Here is a 14351-nt window from a genome sequence, read left to right on the forward strand (position 1 = left end):
ACTCAATCACACGACATGACGCACTCCGCACTTCGTCCGATCCTGATCGTCCTGCATCGCGAACAGTCGAGCCCCGGCCGGATCGGGCGGCTGCTCGCGGCCCGCGGCCATCCGCTCGACATTCGGCGCCCGCCGCTCGGCGATCCGTTGCCGGCGACACTGGCCGATCATGCGGGCGCCGTGGTGTTCGGCGGCCCGATGAGCGCCAACGACGGCGATCGCTGGATTCGCGACGAGATCGACTGGATCGGCGTGCCGCTGCGCGAGGCCGCGCCCTTTCTCGGCGTCTGCCTTGGCGCACAGATGATGATCCGCCATCTGGGCGGCCGCGTGAGCGCACATCGGGACGGGCGCGCGGAAATCGGCTATTGGCCGATCGCCGCGACGCCCGCCGGCCGACGGTTCGGTTCATGGCCGTCGCATGTCTACCAGTGGCATCGCGAGGGCTTCGAGCGCGTCGCCGGGCTCGAGATCCTCGCGACCGGCGAGCATTTCGAGAACCAGGCCGTTCGTTACGGGCCGCACGCTTACGGCGTCCAGTTTCATCCGGAAGTGAGCTATCCGATGATGCGGCGCTGGAGCACGGCCGCCGCGCACAAGCTGTCGGCGCCCGGCGCGCAGGATCTCGCTACGCAGGCGCACGAAGGCCGGCGGCACGACCGCGCGACGGCGGCGTGGCTCAGCGCGTTTCTCGATCGCTGGCTCGCGGGCATGCCCGCATCAGGTGGGCACCGTCACGTCGGAGATGTTGATCAGCCCCCACTCGACCGCGCGCAGCACGGCTTCGTGCCGACGTGACACGTTGAACTTGCGGCGGATGTTCATGAAGTGGAAATTGATGCACGACTCGGTCACGTTCAGGATGTGGCCGATTTCCCACGACGTCTTGCCCGCCGCGTGCCAGCGCAGGCATTCGACTTCCCGCCGGCTGAGCCGCGGCACGCTGTCGGGCGGTGCATGGCAACGCGTGCCGGCGATCGCTTCGCACGCGATGTCGCGCAGCAGCGTCAGCGCCGCGAGATGGCGGTCGCAGCGCTCGCGCGTACGGCCGAGGTCGTCCGCGCTTGCGCACGACAGCATGCCGACCTCCCCTTTCGCGCCGCGCACCGGCAGCACGACGCCGCTGCGCATGCCGTACGCGGACGCCGCTTCGTAGCACGGCCGCTGCTCGGGCAGCGCGAACAGCGCGTCGTCCCAGACGAGCGGCAGCGCCGAGCGGAAGCAATGCCGCAGCATCGGGTCGACGCGGTCGAACTGGCGCTGCCGGTACAGCGCCGTCCATCCGGGCACGCCGCTGCTCCACTTGCGCGCGAGATCGAACGACGCGCCGGTAAACGGCAACACGATCAGCACGACCTTGTCGAACCCCATCCCGGCGGCCGCGTCGGTCATCCGCTGCCATGACGCATCCGTGTCGCCGGGTACCAACCATTTCAGACAATCCAGTCCATTCATACAAGCCACCCCGTTTATCTAGTTGGAATCTGCATTCAGGCGGACTTGCGCAACCGGTTCGAGGCGTTGCGCGCGAACGGACCGCGCTAGACCGCCTCAGTCAGGCGTCGCCGGCCCGCCTGCTTCGCGTCTTCGAGCGAGGCCGTCACGTCGAGCGGAATCCCGAACGCCTTTTCGATGCCGGCCGCGTTCGCGATGGCCGCGTCGCGTTCCTTCGGGTCCGGTTCGATCGTGACGAGCGCGCGGCAGACCTCGGCGAACGCGGCGCGGTTCTGCTTGAGCCACATGCCGCGCGCCTTGCGGTCGTCGTGCGGTTCGTCCGGGCGGGCCGGCGGAAAGATCATGACAAACGGCTCGCCGTGCCGCATCAGCGTGTGCATGTCGTCGAGCCAGCGCTGTGCGTAGCCGGCCGCGATCGCATCGTTGCGCACGACGACGAGCGGAAATTCCGTGACGTCGAACACGGCAAGCGTCGCCAGGTCGGACGGCGTTTCTCCAGCGTGGTGGGTATGCATCGGGTCAACCTCCATCGAATTGAACAGCATGGGTCGGAACGGGCCGCGCAGCACCCGCTTCATCGTTTCGCGGCGGCGCCGGGGCCGAACGGCGGGCGCGCGAGCCACACCACCGCGATCACGGCGAGATACACGCAGCCGAGCGCGAACGAAATGTCGTTGAACGAAATCTGGTAGGCCTGTGCATCGACCAGGTTGCCCAGCAGCGTCGCCGCGCGCTGCGGATCGCCGCCGCCGAGCCGCGCGACTTCGGCCCGCACGGCCGGATCGAACGCGCTCACGTGTTCGCTGAGCTGCGCGTGATGCAGGATCGCGCGCCGGTCCCACAGGAACGACGTGATCGACACGGCGAAGCTCGCGCCGAGCGTGCGCAGGAACGTCGACAGGCCGGAGCCGGCGGCGATCTCGTCCGGCTTCAGGTCGGACAGCAGGATGCTGTTGATCGGCATGATGAACAGCGCGAGGCCGAGGCCCTGCAGCAGCTGGATCAGCGCGATGTGCGTGAAGTCGATGTCCGGCACGAAGCCCGCGCGCAGGAACGACGACATGCCGAGGATCGCGAACGCGCAGCACACGAGCACGCGCATGTTGAAGCGCGGTGCGTACTTGCCCATGAACGGCGTCATCAGCACGGGGATCACGCCCATCGGCGCGACCGCGAGCCCCGCCCAGAACGCGGTGTAGCCGAGCGTGCGCTGCAGCCATTGCGGCACGATCACGTTGACCGCGAAGAATGCCGAATACGCGAGCACGAGCGTCAGCGTGCCGGCCGCGAAGTTGCGATGCGCGAACAGCCGCAGGTTCACGATCGGATTCGGTTCGTTGAGTTCCCAGATCAGGAACAGCGCGATGCCGAACGCGGCGACCACCGACATCACGACGATGAACGTCGAGTTGAACCAGTCGGCTTCGTTGCCCTTGTCGAGCACGATCTGCAGCGCGCCGACGCCGACCACGAGCGCGGCGAGGCCAACGTAGTCGACGCGCGCGGCGACGGTCGTCTCGACGCGCGCGCGCATCTGCGCGAATACGCACATCGCGGCGAACACGCCGATCGGCAAATTGATCAGGAACGCCCAGCGCCACGAGTAATGCTCGGTGACCCAGCCGCCGAACACGGGGCCCGCGATCGGCGCGACGACGGTGACCATTGCAATCATCGACAGCGCGAAGCCGCGCCGCTGCGGCGGGTAGATCGACAGCATCAGCGCCTGCGTGGTCGGGATCATCGGCCCGGCCACCAGGCCCTGCAGCGCGCGGAACGCGACGAGCTGCGGCAGGTTTTGCGCGAGGCCGCACAGCAGCGACGCGAACGTGAACGCGAGCGTCGCCCACACGAACAGCCTGACCTGCCCGATGCGCTTGACGAGAAACCCGGTCAGCGGCAGCGCGATCGCATTGCTGACCGAGAACGTCGTGACGACCCACGCGCTCTGCGTCGTGCTCACGCCGAAGTTGCCGGCGATCGTCGGCAGCGACACGTTCGCGACGGTGCCGTCGAGCACCTGCATGAAGACCGCGAGCGCGAGGCCGAAGGTCGTCAGCGCAACGCTCGACGGACGAAAGCCGGCATCGGCGGCCGCCATCGGGCCGCTCATCGCACACGCTCCGCGCGCACCGCCGCGGGCTGGTTCGCATGCAAGACGTCGGCGATCAGGCTGTCGGCGCGCGCGAGCTCGTCGCGGTACACGTCGGTGCGGAACACGGGCGCGCGTTGCTCGCGATGCGACAGCATCGCACCGCTGCGGTCGTGCTGGTCGACGCGTGCGTGCATCGACAGGCCGATCCGCAGCGGATGCGCGTCCAGCTGGGCCGGATCCGTCAGTTCGATGCGCACCGGCAGCCGCTGCACGATCTTGATCCAGTTGCCGGTCGCGTTCTGCGCGGGCAGCAGCGAGAACGCGCTGCCGGTGCCGACGCCGAGGCTCTGCACGCGGCCGCTGTAGCGCACCGCGTCGCCGTACAGGTCGGCGCTCAGTTCGACCGGCTGCCCGATGCGCATGTGCTCGAGCTGCTTCTCGGTGAAGTTCGCGTCGACCCACAGCTCGCGCAGCGGCACGACCGCGAGCAGCGGCACGCCGGGCGACACGCGCTGCCCGACCTGCACCGTGCGCTTCGCGACATAGCCGGTGACGGGCGCGACGATGTCGGTGCGCGCGCGTGCGAGGTATGCGGCGCGCAGCCGTGCGGCCGCGGCCTGCACGTCGGGATGCGACGCGACCGCGGTGTCGTCGACGAGCGCCTTGCTCGTCTGATGCTGCTCGCTCAACGTCGCGAGCGCGCTTTGCGCGGCAGCGTACGCGCTTTGCGCGGACGTCAGCGTATCGCGTGCGTGAGCGAGTTCCTCGCGCGAGATCGCGCCGGAGCGGCCGAGATCCTCGCGGCGGCTGTAGTCGGCCTTCGCCTTGTCGAGCGCGGTGCGTCGCGCGTCGAGTTCGGCGCGCGCGCCGTCGATGCTGTTCGCGAGCCCGCGCTCGTTGCTGTACAGGCCGCGCACCTTGCGTACCGTTGCCGCGAGGTCGGCCTGCGCGGCCGCGAGCGCGATCTGCGCGTCGCTCGCGTCGAGACGGACGAGCGGCGTGCCGGCGCGCACGAGATTGCCGTCGTCCGCGTCGATCGACACGACGGTGCCCGTCACCTGCGGCGTCAGCTCGACGACGTTGCCTTGCGCGTATGCGTTGTCGGTGGCTTCGTACCAGCGGCCGACGAGCACGTACCAGATGCCCCAGCCGACGATGCCGAGCGCGAACACGGCGACGAGCGCGCGCACGAGGTGCTTGCGTCGCGCGGGCGGCGGCGGTGTCGCGGGCGCGGCGCCGCCCGGTGCCGGTTGCGTGCGCGCGTCCGGGCCGCCCGGCGCGCGCGGCGCACCGGTGTGGTCGGCCGCCGGGTTCTGGCGGGCGCTGGCGGGGTCGGCGGCTGCGGGCCGCGCGGGAGTCTGCAGGGTGTTGTCGCTGCTCATGGTTCGATGTCAAGGACGGTGGGAAGGAGTGGCGGCGAGCGCGGCGTCGTCCGGCTCGGCGCGGAAGCCGCCGCCGAGCGCGGCGACGAGCTGCAGCGACTGGTCCGCGCGCTGCGCGCGCAGCGCGGCGACCTCGCGGCTCGCGATCAGCAGTTGCTGGCGCACGACGAGCGCGTCGAGGTAGCTGCCGACGCCGGCCCGGTAACGCGCGTCCGCGAGCCGCCACGCATCGGTGGCGGAGTCGAACGCAAGCTGCTGTGCATCGGCCTGCACGGCGAGCGAGCGCAGGCGGTGCAGATCGTCGGCCACCTCGCCGATCGCACCGATCAGCGTCTTGTTGTAGCCGGCGACCGCGAGGTCGTATTGCGCGTCGCGCCTGCGCAGCACGCCGCGCCGCTCGCCGCCGTCGAAGATCGGCAGGCTCACGGCCGGACTGACGTTGTAGGTGCGCGACGCGGCCTGGAACAGCGATGCGCCGCCGCGTGTCGCGAGCCCGATCAGCGCGGTGAGACTCACGTTCGGCAGGAATTCCGCGCGGGCGGCCGCGACGTTGCGGCTCGCCGCCTCGACCCGCCAGCGCGCGGCGACGAGGTCGGCGCGCCGGCCGAGCAGCGCGGCAGGCAGATCGGCCGGCACCGCCAGCGCGGCGGCCGGCAGCGGCGCGGGACGCACGAGTTCGAGCCCGCGATCGGGGCCCGCGCCGAGCAGGATCGCGAGTGCGATGCGCGCGCTGTCGATCGTCTGCGCCGCGCGCGCCTGCTCGCGCGTCGCGGCCGCGACCTCGCTTTCCGCCTGGCGCTGTTGCGCGACGTTGTCGATGCCTTTCGATACGCGCTGGCGCGTCAGCGTGAGCGCCTCGTCGGCGCGCTCGTATTCGGCACGCGCGACGTCCTGCTGATCGAACGCGTACGCGAGGTTCACGTATGCGCGAGCGACGTTGACGGACAGCAACACGCGCGCGGCCTGCGCGTCGATCCGCGCGGCACGCGCTTCGCCGAGCGCGGCTTCCCATGCGGCGCGGCGGCCGCCCCACAGATCGAGATCCCAACTGAAGCCGAGATTCATCTCGCGCGTGTGGCTGAAGAAGCCGCCGCCTTCGCCCGCCGAGAACTGCGTGCCGGACATCCGTTCGCCCTTCGCGCTCGCGCGGCCGACGACGTGCGGCACGCGCGCGGCCTGTGCCTCGATCACCAGCGCCTGCGCTTCGCGTGCGCGCGCATCGGCGGTCGCGAGATCGGGATTGCCGGCGAGCGCTTCGTCGATCAGCGCATTCAGTTGCGCGTCGTTCAGCGTGCGCCACCAGTCGGCGGCCGGCCAGTCGGCGGCCGGCGCATGCGCGAGGCTGCGCGACGCGGCAAGCGTATCGGCGCCGCGCAGCGTGCCGGCGGGCGCGAGCCCGTCGCGGCTCGCGCACGCGCCGAGCACGGCGAGCGCCGCGGCGACGGCCATCCGCGACACGACGCGCAGCGCGCCGGCATCGCGTGTCCAGGGAGCAAGTGCTGCATGCATCGCATTCCTCTGCTTCGTATCGGTTTGAACACGACATGCATTGTTGGACGCACCCTGACAAAGCTGATAATGTTGTTTAGACAAAAAATAATGAATTCCGGCCATGCCCATCCGAGATGCTTCTCCGCCGCGCGCCATACAGCGCGCCGACATCGATCCGAGCGAACGTGCGGACGGCCCGTCGCTGATCGCCGTCTGGGGCGAGGACGACGGCAGCAACGCGTATCAGCTCGGCACCCGCGAGGTCGATTGGCACAGTCATCTGCGCGGCCAGGTGTTCTGCGTGGAAAGCGGCTTCGCGCACGTGCGCACGCCGCACGGTTCGTGGCTGCTGCCGCCGCATCGCGCGGGCTGGATTCCGCCGGGCGAGCAGCACAAGGTCAGCATCAGCGGTGCGTTGAGCGGCTGGAGCGTCGTGATCGCACCGGCCGCGAGCCGGCGGATGCCGGGCCAGCCCTGCGTGATCGCGATTACCGACCTGATGCGCGCGCTCGTGCGGCGCGCGGTGTCGTGGGCCGACCAGGACCGGCTCGACATCGAGCAGGCGCGCATCAGCGTCGTGCTGCTCGACGAGATGCGCCGCGCGCCGCACGAACCGCTGCACTTGCCGATGCCGCACGACCGGCGGCTTCTGCGGATCGCCAACGCGATCCTCGGGCAGCCGCACGATAGCCGCACGCTCGAAGCGTGGGCGGAATGGGCCGGCTTGTCCGCACGCACATTGAGCCGGCTGTTCGTCGCGGAAACCGGCACGAGCTTCGCGCAATGGCGGCAGCAGGCGCGTCTCACGCATGCGCTCGAACGTCTCGCGAGCGGCGACAGCGTCGCCAACATCGCGGACGCGCTCGGCTACGCGACGCCGAGCAATTTCATCGCGATGTTTCGCCGCGCGTTCGGCGATTCGCCCGCGCATTACTTCGCGAAGCGCAAACAGCCGTAGCACGACACGGCTGCGCACCGCCCCCCCCTATCACCCCTGCCAGTACTGCGCCTGCATCGACGCCGCTATAGTCGCCGTGCGACCGGCCGGTCGGTCGCCCAATACGCCATGTGGAGGGTGTCGATGTCGAATGCCGTCGGATCGGACAACACGCCGATCGTCTCAGAGCAGCAACTCGCCGATCATCTGGCCGCCGGCTGCAAGCCGGCCGCGCAATTCCGGATCGGCACCGAGCACGAGAAGTTCGTCGTCGCTCGCGCGACGCACGCGGCCGCGCCCTACGACGGGCCGTCCGGCATCGCCGCGGTGCTCGAGCGGCTGCGCGGCGACGGGACGCCGATCGTCGATGCCGGGCGGATCGTCGGCGTGATCCAGCGCGACGGCGCGGCGATCTCGCTCGAACCGGCCGGCCAGCTCGAACTGTCGGGCGCGCCGCTCGACACGCTGCACGACACGCATGCCGAATTGCATGCGCACCTCGCCGCGGCTCGCGCGGCGTGCGAGCCGCTCGGCCTGCGCTGTGCGCCGCTCGGCTTTCACCCTCACCTGTCGCGCGCGGCGCTGCCGTGGATGCCGAAGCAGCGCTACGGGATCATGCGACGCTATATGCCGCGCGTCGGCACGCGCGGGCTCGACATGATGCAGCGCACCTGCACCGTGCAGGTCAATCTCGATTTCGCATCGGAAAGCGACATGGCGCGCAAGATGCGCGTGTCGCTCGCGTTGCAGCCGGTCGCCACCGCGCTGTTCGCGAATTCGCCGTTCTGCGAAGGCCGCCCGTCCGGCCTGCTGTCGACGCGCGCACATACGTGGCTCGATACCGACGAGGATCGCTGCGGCGCGCCGGCATTGTTCCTGTCGCGCAGCTTCGGCTTCGAGCGCTACGTGAGCTGGCTGCTCGACAACGTGCCGATGTATTTCGTGCGGCGCGGCGACCGCTACGCGGATGCGACCGGGCGGACGTTCCGCGATTTCATGCGGCGGCGCATTCCGCATCTCGAAGGCGACACGCCGACGCTCGGCGATTTCGCGGACCACCTGACGACGGTATTCACCGAGGTGCGGCTGAAGCGCTATCTCGAGATGCGCGGCGCCGATGCCGGCTCGCCCGACATGATGATCGCGCTGTCCGCATTCTGGACCGGCCTGCTGTACGATCCGGCCGCGCTGTCGGACGCCGAGACGCTGGCCGCCGCGATCGATCGCGGCGCGCTGCTGGCATTGCGTCGCGACGTGCCGCGTCTCGGGCTCGATACACCGGTCGACGGCCGCCTGTTGCGTGCGTTCGCAGCCGATGCGCTCGCAATCGCGCATCGCGGCCTGCGCGCGCGGGCGCGCCTGGACGCGGCCGGCCGCGACGAATCGGTGTATCTCGCACCGCTCGACGAGATCGTCGCCGGCGCGCCGACCCAGGCCGAACACTGGCTCGCCCGCTACCGCGACGCGTGGGCCGGCGACGCGACGCGGATCTACGACGAAGCCGAAATCTGATGACGTCGCGCCGGGCCGCTCATGCGCAGCACGCAAGTAGCGGCTCGTGCGCGAACTCGATGCCGGGCATCGGCGCATGGCCCCGCCGCCGTGCCCGGACCGCGTGCGCGAGCGTTTCGAAGAGCCCGGCGGTGTCGGCGAACGACAGGCACGCGTCGGTGATGCTCTGCCCGTAGCGCAGCGGAACGCCGGGCACCAGGTCCTGCCGCCCTTCGATCAGGTTCGACTCGATCAGCACGCCGACGATGCGCGTATCGCCGGCCGCGACCTGCGCGGCAACGTCCGCGCCGACGCCCAACTGGTTCCGGAACTGGCGGCGGCTGTTGCCGTGACTGACGTCGATCATCACGCGCGGCGCGAATTGCGCGGCCGCCATGCGCTCGCATGCGGCATTCACGGCGGCCGCGTCGAAATTCGGTTCGCGTCCGCCGCGCAGCACGACATGCGTATGCGGATTGCCGGACGACGCCGTCGCGCACAGCCGGCCGCAGGCATCGACCGACAGGAAACGGTGCGCGCGCGCGGCCGCGCACATCGCATCGACGGCCACCTGGACGTTGCCGTCGGTCCCGTTCTTGAAGCCGATCGGGATCGGCAGCGACGACGCGAGCTCGCGATGCACCTGCGACTCCACCGTGCGCGCGCCGATCGCGCCCCATGCGACCAGATCGGCCAGGTAGCGCGGCGACAGCGGATCGAGGAATTCGGTCGCCGCCGGCATCTCCGCGCCGTTGATGTCGCACAGCAGCGCGCGGGCGGCATGCAGCCCGGCGTCGATCCGCTCGCTGCCGTCCAGCAGCGGATCGTTGATGAGCCCTTTCCAGCCGACCGTCGTGCGCGGCTTCTCGAAGTACACGCGCATCACGATTTCCAGCTCGTCCGCAAACCGCGCGCGTTGCAGCGCGAGCCGCGCCGCATAGTCGCGCGCGGCGGCCGGGTCGTGCACCGAGCACGGGCCGGCGATGACCACGAGACGGTCGTCCGCACCGTTCAGCACGTCGGCGATCGCGCGGCGGGTCGTATGGACGGTGCGCGCCGCGCGCAACGCCGGCTGCAGCGTGCCTGCCAGATCCGCGGGGGTCGGCAAGCGCAGCACGGCGTCACGGTCGGTCGTCCAGGCGTTTGCATGCATGGGGACTGCCCTCCTGTCGATAATTCGGGTGATTTTTTACTACAACGCGACTTTATTGAATGGTTCTTTCGTGGCGCAACTAACATAGTTATCAGTTTCTAATTCATAACCTTATGAATGACGGAAATAAGGGCGTTATTCGATATTTTCCGACATGAGTCGCGGCTGTTTTCGCAATGCGGGTCGGGTCGGACATTCGGTTTTACATGGAAATAAGGGAGCGCTTTGGCGGAATCGGAGAGCCGGATTTCACGGCCTTCGGCGGCAGATTGCTATTCGTTCTGATAGTGGCGGCCAGATAGGCATTCGATTAATTTTCTGGTGCCTGACAGGCCAGTCAGGTTCGAATATATAAATCAACCAAGTTATCCCGGAGAGTCACCATGTCGAAGCGTCATTACGAAACACCGATTCACGTCAAGTATCGCGATACGGATTCGATGGGGCATGTGAGCAGTCCCGTCTATTACGACTACCTGCAGCATTCGTACCTCTGCTACATGTTCGACCTCCTCGGCTTGCCGCGGAGCGAGAAGCTGCCGCACATCATGGTGAAGACGCAGTGCGAGTACCTCGCACCGGCGCAGTTCGGCGACAACCTGACGATCCGGTCGAGCATCGTGCGCTTCGGCAGCAAGAGCTTCGATCTCGAGCACCTGATGGAGCGCGACGACCAGACGATCGTCGCGCGCGGCATGTCGACGCACGTGATGTTCGATTACGCGAACAACACGACGCTGGCCGTGCCCGACGAATTCAAGACGCGCGTGCTCGAATTCCAGGGTTCGCTGTGATGCGCGTGCGCCATGTCGGGAGCGACACGTGAGCTGCGCGGTGGCGCGCGCGCGGCGCCGGATCGGCGCGATCGTCGAGCGGCGCGACGATCGCGCGATCGTCATCGTCCGGCATGCCGCGCATGCATTGCTCGAACCGGCCGCGCTCGACCGGCACCGTGCGCTCGCAAGCCGCCACGAGGACGAGCTGGAAGTGTTGCTGCAGCCGTGCGGTGGCGCACACGACGGCGTGCGGCCGCTGCTCGGCCGGTTGCGGGACGCCGGCGTGACCGTCGCGCTCGACGCGGCGACGCTCGCGCACGATGCGTCGCTGCTCGAGTTCGCGAGCTGGATCACGCGGTGCGCGGCACCCGGCGACATGGCGGAGCCGCGCGCCGACGCAGCCGTGCCGAGCGGCACGCTGTTCTGCGGCCTCGTCGTGCGCTGGCTCGACCTGCGCAACGGAGCGCGGCGGCCCGAACGCGACGGGACGCCCGAGCGTACGCCGCGGAGCATCGCGGCGGATGCGGCCGAGCACATCGCGACCGGCGATCCGGACGGGCAGGTGCTCGGCGCGCTGCTCGACGCCGACGACGTGTCGACCGGCGCGGCGCTCGACACGCTGTCGAACGCGGTGCGCGCGCGGCGGATCTGCCTGGCGACGCGGGCCGGCTGGCCGCTCGCCCGGCGGCTATGAGCGCCGTCGTCGCGGCGGCCGAGGTGCGCGCGCTGCCCGCGCGCGCCTTTCTGGTCGGCATGATGGGCGCGGGCAAATCGACGCTCGGCCGCGCGCTCGCCGCATCGCTCGGCTGGACGTTCGCCGACAGCGACGACGAGATCGAGCGGCGTACCGGCCGTTCGGTCGCCGTGCTGTTCGACATGGTCGGCGAAGGCGGCTTCCGGCTGCTCGAAACGCATATCGTCGAGGAGCTGACACAGCGCCCGAACGTCATCGTGGCGACCGGCGGGGGCGCGGTGCTGGATCCGCGCACCCGCGCGCGATTGAGCGAGCGCGGCTGCGTGATCTATCTGCATGCGGATCCGGACACGCTGTGGCGCCGTACGCGCGACGACGCGCGGCGGCCGCTGCTGCGGGTGGCCGAGCCGCGGCAAACGCTCGCTGCGCTGTACCGCATGCGCGACCCGCTGTATCGCGAATGCGCGCATGCGTTCGTCGATACGACCGCGCAGGGTGTCGCGCGTGCGACGGCCGAAGTGTTGACGGTGTTGCAGGCGCGGATGCGCGCACCGGGTTGAATGCGTGCATTCGTTTCAAGACCGTCGCCGGCCGGGGCAGCCGCGCCTTGACGACCGCTTCCCCGCCGTCGAATCGATGGAGCGTCGCATCGGAATGGTCTGGACGGTGACGTCAGGCACGTTTCTGAAACAGCGAGTTTTTATTCGCAATAGTGCTGTTGTGATAAGAAAAGTTATCCGGATGCGTGCATCGATTTATCCAACTGCGTGTGCCGTGACCGACAAATCGGCTCGTCAAGCCGCGGGAAAGTCGGTCCCCAGGTGAGATCGCGCCACGCTTCAAAACTCGTGTGCAGCGCATCGACGCGCTTGCGCGCGACGTCGGGCGCCGCTTTGCGTCGCCTGCATCTGCATGTCGATCGGCCGCTCTGACCCGAGAAAACCGGCCCTCCCCGCATTTGTTCCCGCGACGCAAGACTGTTGCTCCACGGTGGGTGTTCGAAATCGCGATCGGCGCGCCTACAGTTCGCCCATCGGATTCATCGATCCGGTCGGCACTGCAGCCGAACACCATTCACCTGTCGAGGCATGTCATGAGCACATCCAGAGTCATCATCGTCACCGGCGCATCGCAAGGCATCGGCGCGGAAACGGTCAACGCGTTCCGCGCACGCGGCCATCGCGTCGTCGCGACTTCCCGTTCGATCGGGCCGTCGAACGATCCCGATCTCGTCACCGTCGCGGGCGACATCGGCGATCCGGCCGTCGCGCGTCGCGTGGTCGACGCCGCGATCGAACGCTTCGGCCGCGTCGACACGCTCGTCAACAACGCCGGCGTGTTCATCGCGAAGCCGTTCACGCAGTACACCGCGGACGACTACGCGCAGGTCACGAGCGTCAACCTGAACGGCTTCTTTTACGTCACGCAGCGCGCGATCGCCGCGATGCAGCAGCACGGCAGCGGGCACGTGGTCAGCATCACGACGAGCCTGGTCGATCACGCGAACAGCAACGTGCCGTCGGTGCTCGCATCGCTGACGAAAGGCGGATTGAATGCGGCGACGAAATCGCTCGCGATCGAGTACGCAAAGGCCGGCATCCGCGTCAATGCGGTGTCGCCGGGCATCATCAAGTCGCCGATGCATGCGCCCGAAACGCATGCGACGCTCGCGTCGCTGCACCCGGTCGGCCGCATGGGCGAGATGAGCGACATCGTCGACGCGATCCTGTATCTCGACTCGGCGCCATTCGTCACCGGCGAGATCCTGCACGTCGACGGCGGCCAGAGCGCCGGGCACTGAGCATCGGCATCGAAAGAACGAGCCGGCGTGCCTAGCGCGATGCGGCGGCTCGTTTGGTGCGTGTACCGCGCGCCTGCCCGGCGGGCGCGCGCTCCAGATGCTCGACGAGAAAGTCGACGAACACACGCACGCGCGACGACAGAAAGCGCGCATGCGGGTACAGCAGCATGAACGGCCGCGACCGGCCGCCAAGGCCGGGCAGTACCTCCACGAGCGTACCGGCGCGCAGATCCTGTTCGACGATGAAGCGGTAGGTCTGGAACAGGCCGGCACCGCTGCGCGCGAGCGTCACGCCGGCGAGGACGTCGCCCGACGTACTGTAGCTGCCGGTCGTCGCGATATCGATCTCGTCCGATCCGTCGTCGAACAGCCAGGGAATCGGCCGCCCGCTGCTCGGCAGCTCGAACTGGATGCATTCGTGCGCATGCAGATCGTCGATGGCGGTCGGCGTGCCCGCGCGCTTCAGATAGCCGGGCGTCGCGACGATCACGAGTTCGGCATCCTCCAGCTTGCGCGCGACCAGGTTCGAATCGGCCGGCGCGCGGCCGCGGATCGCGAGATCGAAGCCCTCTTCGGCGAAGTCGATGTTGCGGTTGCTCAGGTGGGTTTCGACCCGTACGTCCGGATAGCGCTCGCGAAACGCGGGCAGCAGCGGCAGCACGCGGTAGTGCCCGTACGGCGTCGGCATGCTGATCCGGAGCACGCCGGCCGGCGTTGCTTGCTGGCCGGTCGCTTCGCGTTCCGCGTCGACGAGCTGCGACAGCGCATCGCGGCATTGCTCGAAATAGCGCCGGCCGGAATCGGTCAGGCGGATCTGTCGTGTCGTGCGCACGAACAGCCGCACGCCGAGACGCTCCTCGAGCCGCGCCACCGACCGGCTGACCGCGGCCGGCGTGACGCTCGCCGCGGTTGCCGCCAGCGTGAAGCTGCCGAGTTCGGCGGCGAGACAGAACAGCTCGATGCTGCCCAGCAGCAAGTCGTCGAATTTGCGTTGCATGGTGCGGTTCCTGCCGTCTCCGGTGTGGGGCGCGCGATGAAGCAACGAGTGTGCATGAAGATCGCGCGGGAAACCAGCG

14 protein-coding genes are annotated in these 14351 nt (G+C 68.9%); 7 read left to right on the top strand and 7 right to left on the bottom strand.

Going from position 1 to position 14351, the window contains the following annotated elements:
* Window positions 1-15 precede the first annotated feature (15 nt).
* Window positions 16-798, top strand: coding sequence for a glutamine amidotransferase (locus KVT39_RS16310; protein ID WP_105390137.1), 783 nt, complete (start codon window positions 16-18; stop codon window positions 796-798).
* Here the strand turns inward: KVT39_RS16310 and KVT39_RS16315 are convergent.
* From KVT39_RS16315 to KVT39_RS16335, 5 genes are all read right to left on the bottom strand, one after another.
* Window positions 721-1455, bottom strand: coding sequence for an autoinducer binding domain-containing protein (locus KVT39_RS16315; RefSeq protein ID WP_081938595.1), 735 nt, complete (start codon window positions 1453-1455; stop codon window positions 721-723). The genes KVT39_RS16310 and KVT39_RS16315 overlap by 78 nt on opposite strands.
* An 86-nt stretch (window positions 1456-1541) precedes the next feature.
* A complete protein-coding gene (locus KVT39_RS16320) occupies window positions 1542-1970 on the bottom strand; it encodes a hypothetical protein (protein WP_217589592.1) in 429 nt (142 codons plus the stop codon).
* Window positions 1971-2029: 59 nt separating this feature from the next.
* On the bottom strand, window positions 2030-3568 hold the full coding sequence (locus KVT39_RS16325; protein ID WP_217589844.1) for a DHA2 family efflux MFS transporter permease subunit: 1539 nt from the start codon (window positions 3566-3568) through the stop codon (window positions 2030-2032).
* Entirely contained in the window at window positions 3565-4932 is a 1368-nt protein-coding gene (locus KVT39_RS16330) for an efflux RND transporter periplasmic adaptor subunit (RefSeq protein WP_034184221.1), read from the bottom strand. The genes KVT39_RS16325 and KVT39_RS16330 overlap by 4 nt, the downstream gene beginning before the upstream one ends.
* 9 nt (window positions 4933-4941) lie before the next feature.
* Window positions 4942-6441, bottom strand: coding sequence for an efflux transporter outer membrane subunit (locus KVT39_RS16335; protein ID WP_051983821.1), 1500 nt, complete (start codon window positions 6439-6441; stop codon window positions 4942-4944).
* A 103-nt stretch (window positions 6442-6544) separates the two neighbouring features.
* On the opposite strand from KVT39_RS16335, the gene KVT39_RS16340 reads away from it, so the two are divergent.
* Both KVT39_RS16340 and KVT39_RS16345 read left to right on the top strand, forming a co-directional pair.
* Window positions 6545-7381, top strand: coding sequence for a helix-turn-helix domain-containing protein (locus KVT39_RS16340; RefSeq protein ID WP_034184220.1), 837 nt, complete (start codon window positions 6545-6547; stop codon window positions 7379-7381).
* 123 nt (window positions 7382-7504) lie between these two features.
* Window positions 7505-8872, top strand: coding sequence for a glutamate--cysteine ligase (locus KVT39_RS16345; RefSeq protein WP_217589594.1), 1368 nt, complete (start codon window positions 7505-7507; stop codon window positions 8870-8872).
* 19 nt (window positions 8873-8891) lie between these two features.
* Here KVT39_RS16345 and KVT39_RS16350 read toward each other — a convergent pair whose 3' ends face one another.
* Window positions 8892-10004 carry a 3-deoxy-7-phosphoheptulonate synthase gene (locus KVT39_RS16350; RefSeq protein WP_063835079.1) on the bottom strand — a complete coding sequence of 371 codons (1113 nt, stop codon included), beginning with the start codon at window positions 10002-10004 and terminating at the stop codon, window positions 8892-8894.
* A 383-nt stretch (window positions 10005-10387) separates the two neighbouring features.
* Between KVT39_RS16350 and KVT39_RS16355 the strand changes: the two genes are divergently transcribed.
* The 4 genes from KVT39_RS16355 (at window position 10388) to KVT39_RS16370 (ending at window position 13275) form a co-directional block, all read left to right on the top strand.
* Window positions 10388-10798, top strand: a complete 411-nt coding sequence (locus KVT39_RS16355; RefSeq protein ID WP_034184218.1) for a thioesterase family protein — start codon at window positions 10388-10390, stop codon at window positions 10796-10798.
* Between the two features lie 28 nt (window positions 10799-10826).
* On the top strand, window positions 10827-11474 hold the full coding sequence (locus KVT39_RS16360; protein WP_217589596.1) for a hypothetical protein: 648 nt from the start codon (window positions 10827-10829) through the stop codon (window positions 11472-11474).
* On the top strand, window positions 11471-12034 hold the full coding sequence (locus KVT39_RS16365; protein WP_217589598.1) for a shikimate kinase: 564 nt from the start codon (window positions 11471-11473) through the stop codon (window positions 12032-12034). The genes KVT39_RS16360 and KVT39_RS16365 overlap by 4 nt, the downstream gene beginning before the upstream one ends.
* Before the next feature lie 533 nt (window positions 12035-12567).
* The gene (locus KVT39_RS16370) at window positions 12568-13275 is read left to right on the top strand and encodes an SDR family NAD(P)-dependent oxidoreductase (RefSeq protein ID WP_131948844.1); all 708 of its coding nucleotides are present in this window, start codon (window positions 12568-12570) and stop codon (window positions 13273-13275) included.
* A gap of 31 nt (window positions 13276-13306) precedes the next feature.
* On the opposite strand, the gene KVT39_RS16375 is transcribed toward KVT39_RS16370, so the two are convergent.
* Window positions 13307-14272 (bottom strand): LysR family transcriptional regulator, encoded by a 966-nt coding sequence (locus tag KVT39_RS16375; RefSeq protein WP_034184215.1) that lies wholly within the window; start codon window positions 14270-14272, stop codon window positions 13307-13309.
* Between the last annotated feature and the right edge of the window lie 79 nt (window positions 14273-14351).

Source organism: Burkholderia sp. GbtcB21 (genome assembly GCF_019091065.1).
Lineage (GTDB): Bacteria > Pseudomonadota > Gammaproteobacteria > Burkholderiales > Burkholderiaceae > Burkholderia > Burkholderia pyrrocinia_C.

Coding starts and splice junctions, on each gene's coding strand:
- KVT39_RS16310 (WP_105390137.1), top strand. CDS start 16: ATGACGCACTCCGCACTTCGTCCGATCCTGATCGTCCTGCATCGCGAA.
- KVT39_RS16315 (WP_081938595.1), bottom strand. CDS start 1,455: ATGAATGGACTGGATTGTCTGAAATGGTTGGTACCCGGCGACACGGAT.
- KVT39_RS16320 (WP_217589592.1), bottom strand. CDS start 1,970: ATGCATACCCACCACGCTGGAGAAACGCCGTCCGACCTGGCGACGCTT.
- KVT39_RS16325 (WP_217589844.1), bottom strand. CDS start 3,568: ATGAGCGGCCCGATGGCGGCCGCCGATGCCGGCTTTCGTCCGTCGAGC.
- KVT39_RS16330 (WP_034184221.1), bottom strand. CDS start 4,932: ATGAGCAGCGACAACACCCTGCAGACTCCCGCGCGGCCCGCAGCCGCC.
- KVT39_RS16335 (WP_051983821.1), bottom strand. CDS start 6,441: ATGCATGCAGCACTTGCTCCCTGGACACGCGATGCCGGCGCGCTGCGC.
- KVT39_RS16340 (WP_034184220.1), top strand. CDS start 6,545: ATGCCCATCCGAGATGCTTCTCCGCCGCGCGCCATACAGCGCGCCGAC.
- KVT39_RS16345 (WP_217589594.1), top strand. CDS start 7,505: ATGTCGAATGCCGTCGGATCGGACAACACGCCGATCGTCTCAGAGCAG.
- KVT39_RS16350 (WP_063835079.1), bottom strand. CDS start 10,004: ATGCATGCAAACGCCTGGACGACCGACCGTGACGCCGTGCTGCGCTTG.
- KVT39_RS16355 (WP_034184218.1), top strand. CDS start 10,388: ATGTCGAAGCGTCATTACGAAACACCGATTCACGTCAAGTATCGCGAT.
- KVT39_RS16365 (WP_217589598.1), top strand. CDS start 11,471: ATGAGCGCCGTCGTCGCGGCGGCCGAGGTGCGCGCGCTGCCCGCGCGC.
- KVT39_RS16370 (WP_131948844.1), top strand. CDS start 12,568: ATGAGCACATCCAGAGTCATCATCGTCACCGGCGCATCGCAAGGCATC.
- KVT39_RS16375 (WP_034184215.1), bottom strand. CDS start 14,272: ATGCAACGCAAATTCGACGACTTGCTGCTGGGCAGCATCGAGCTGTTC.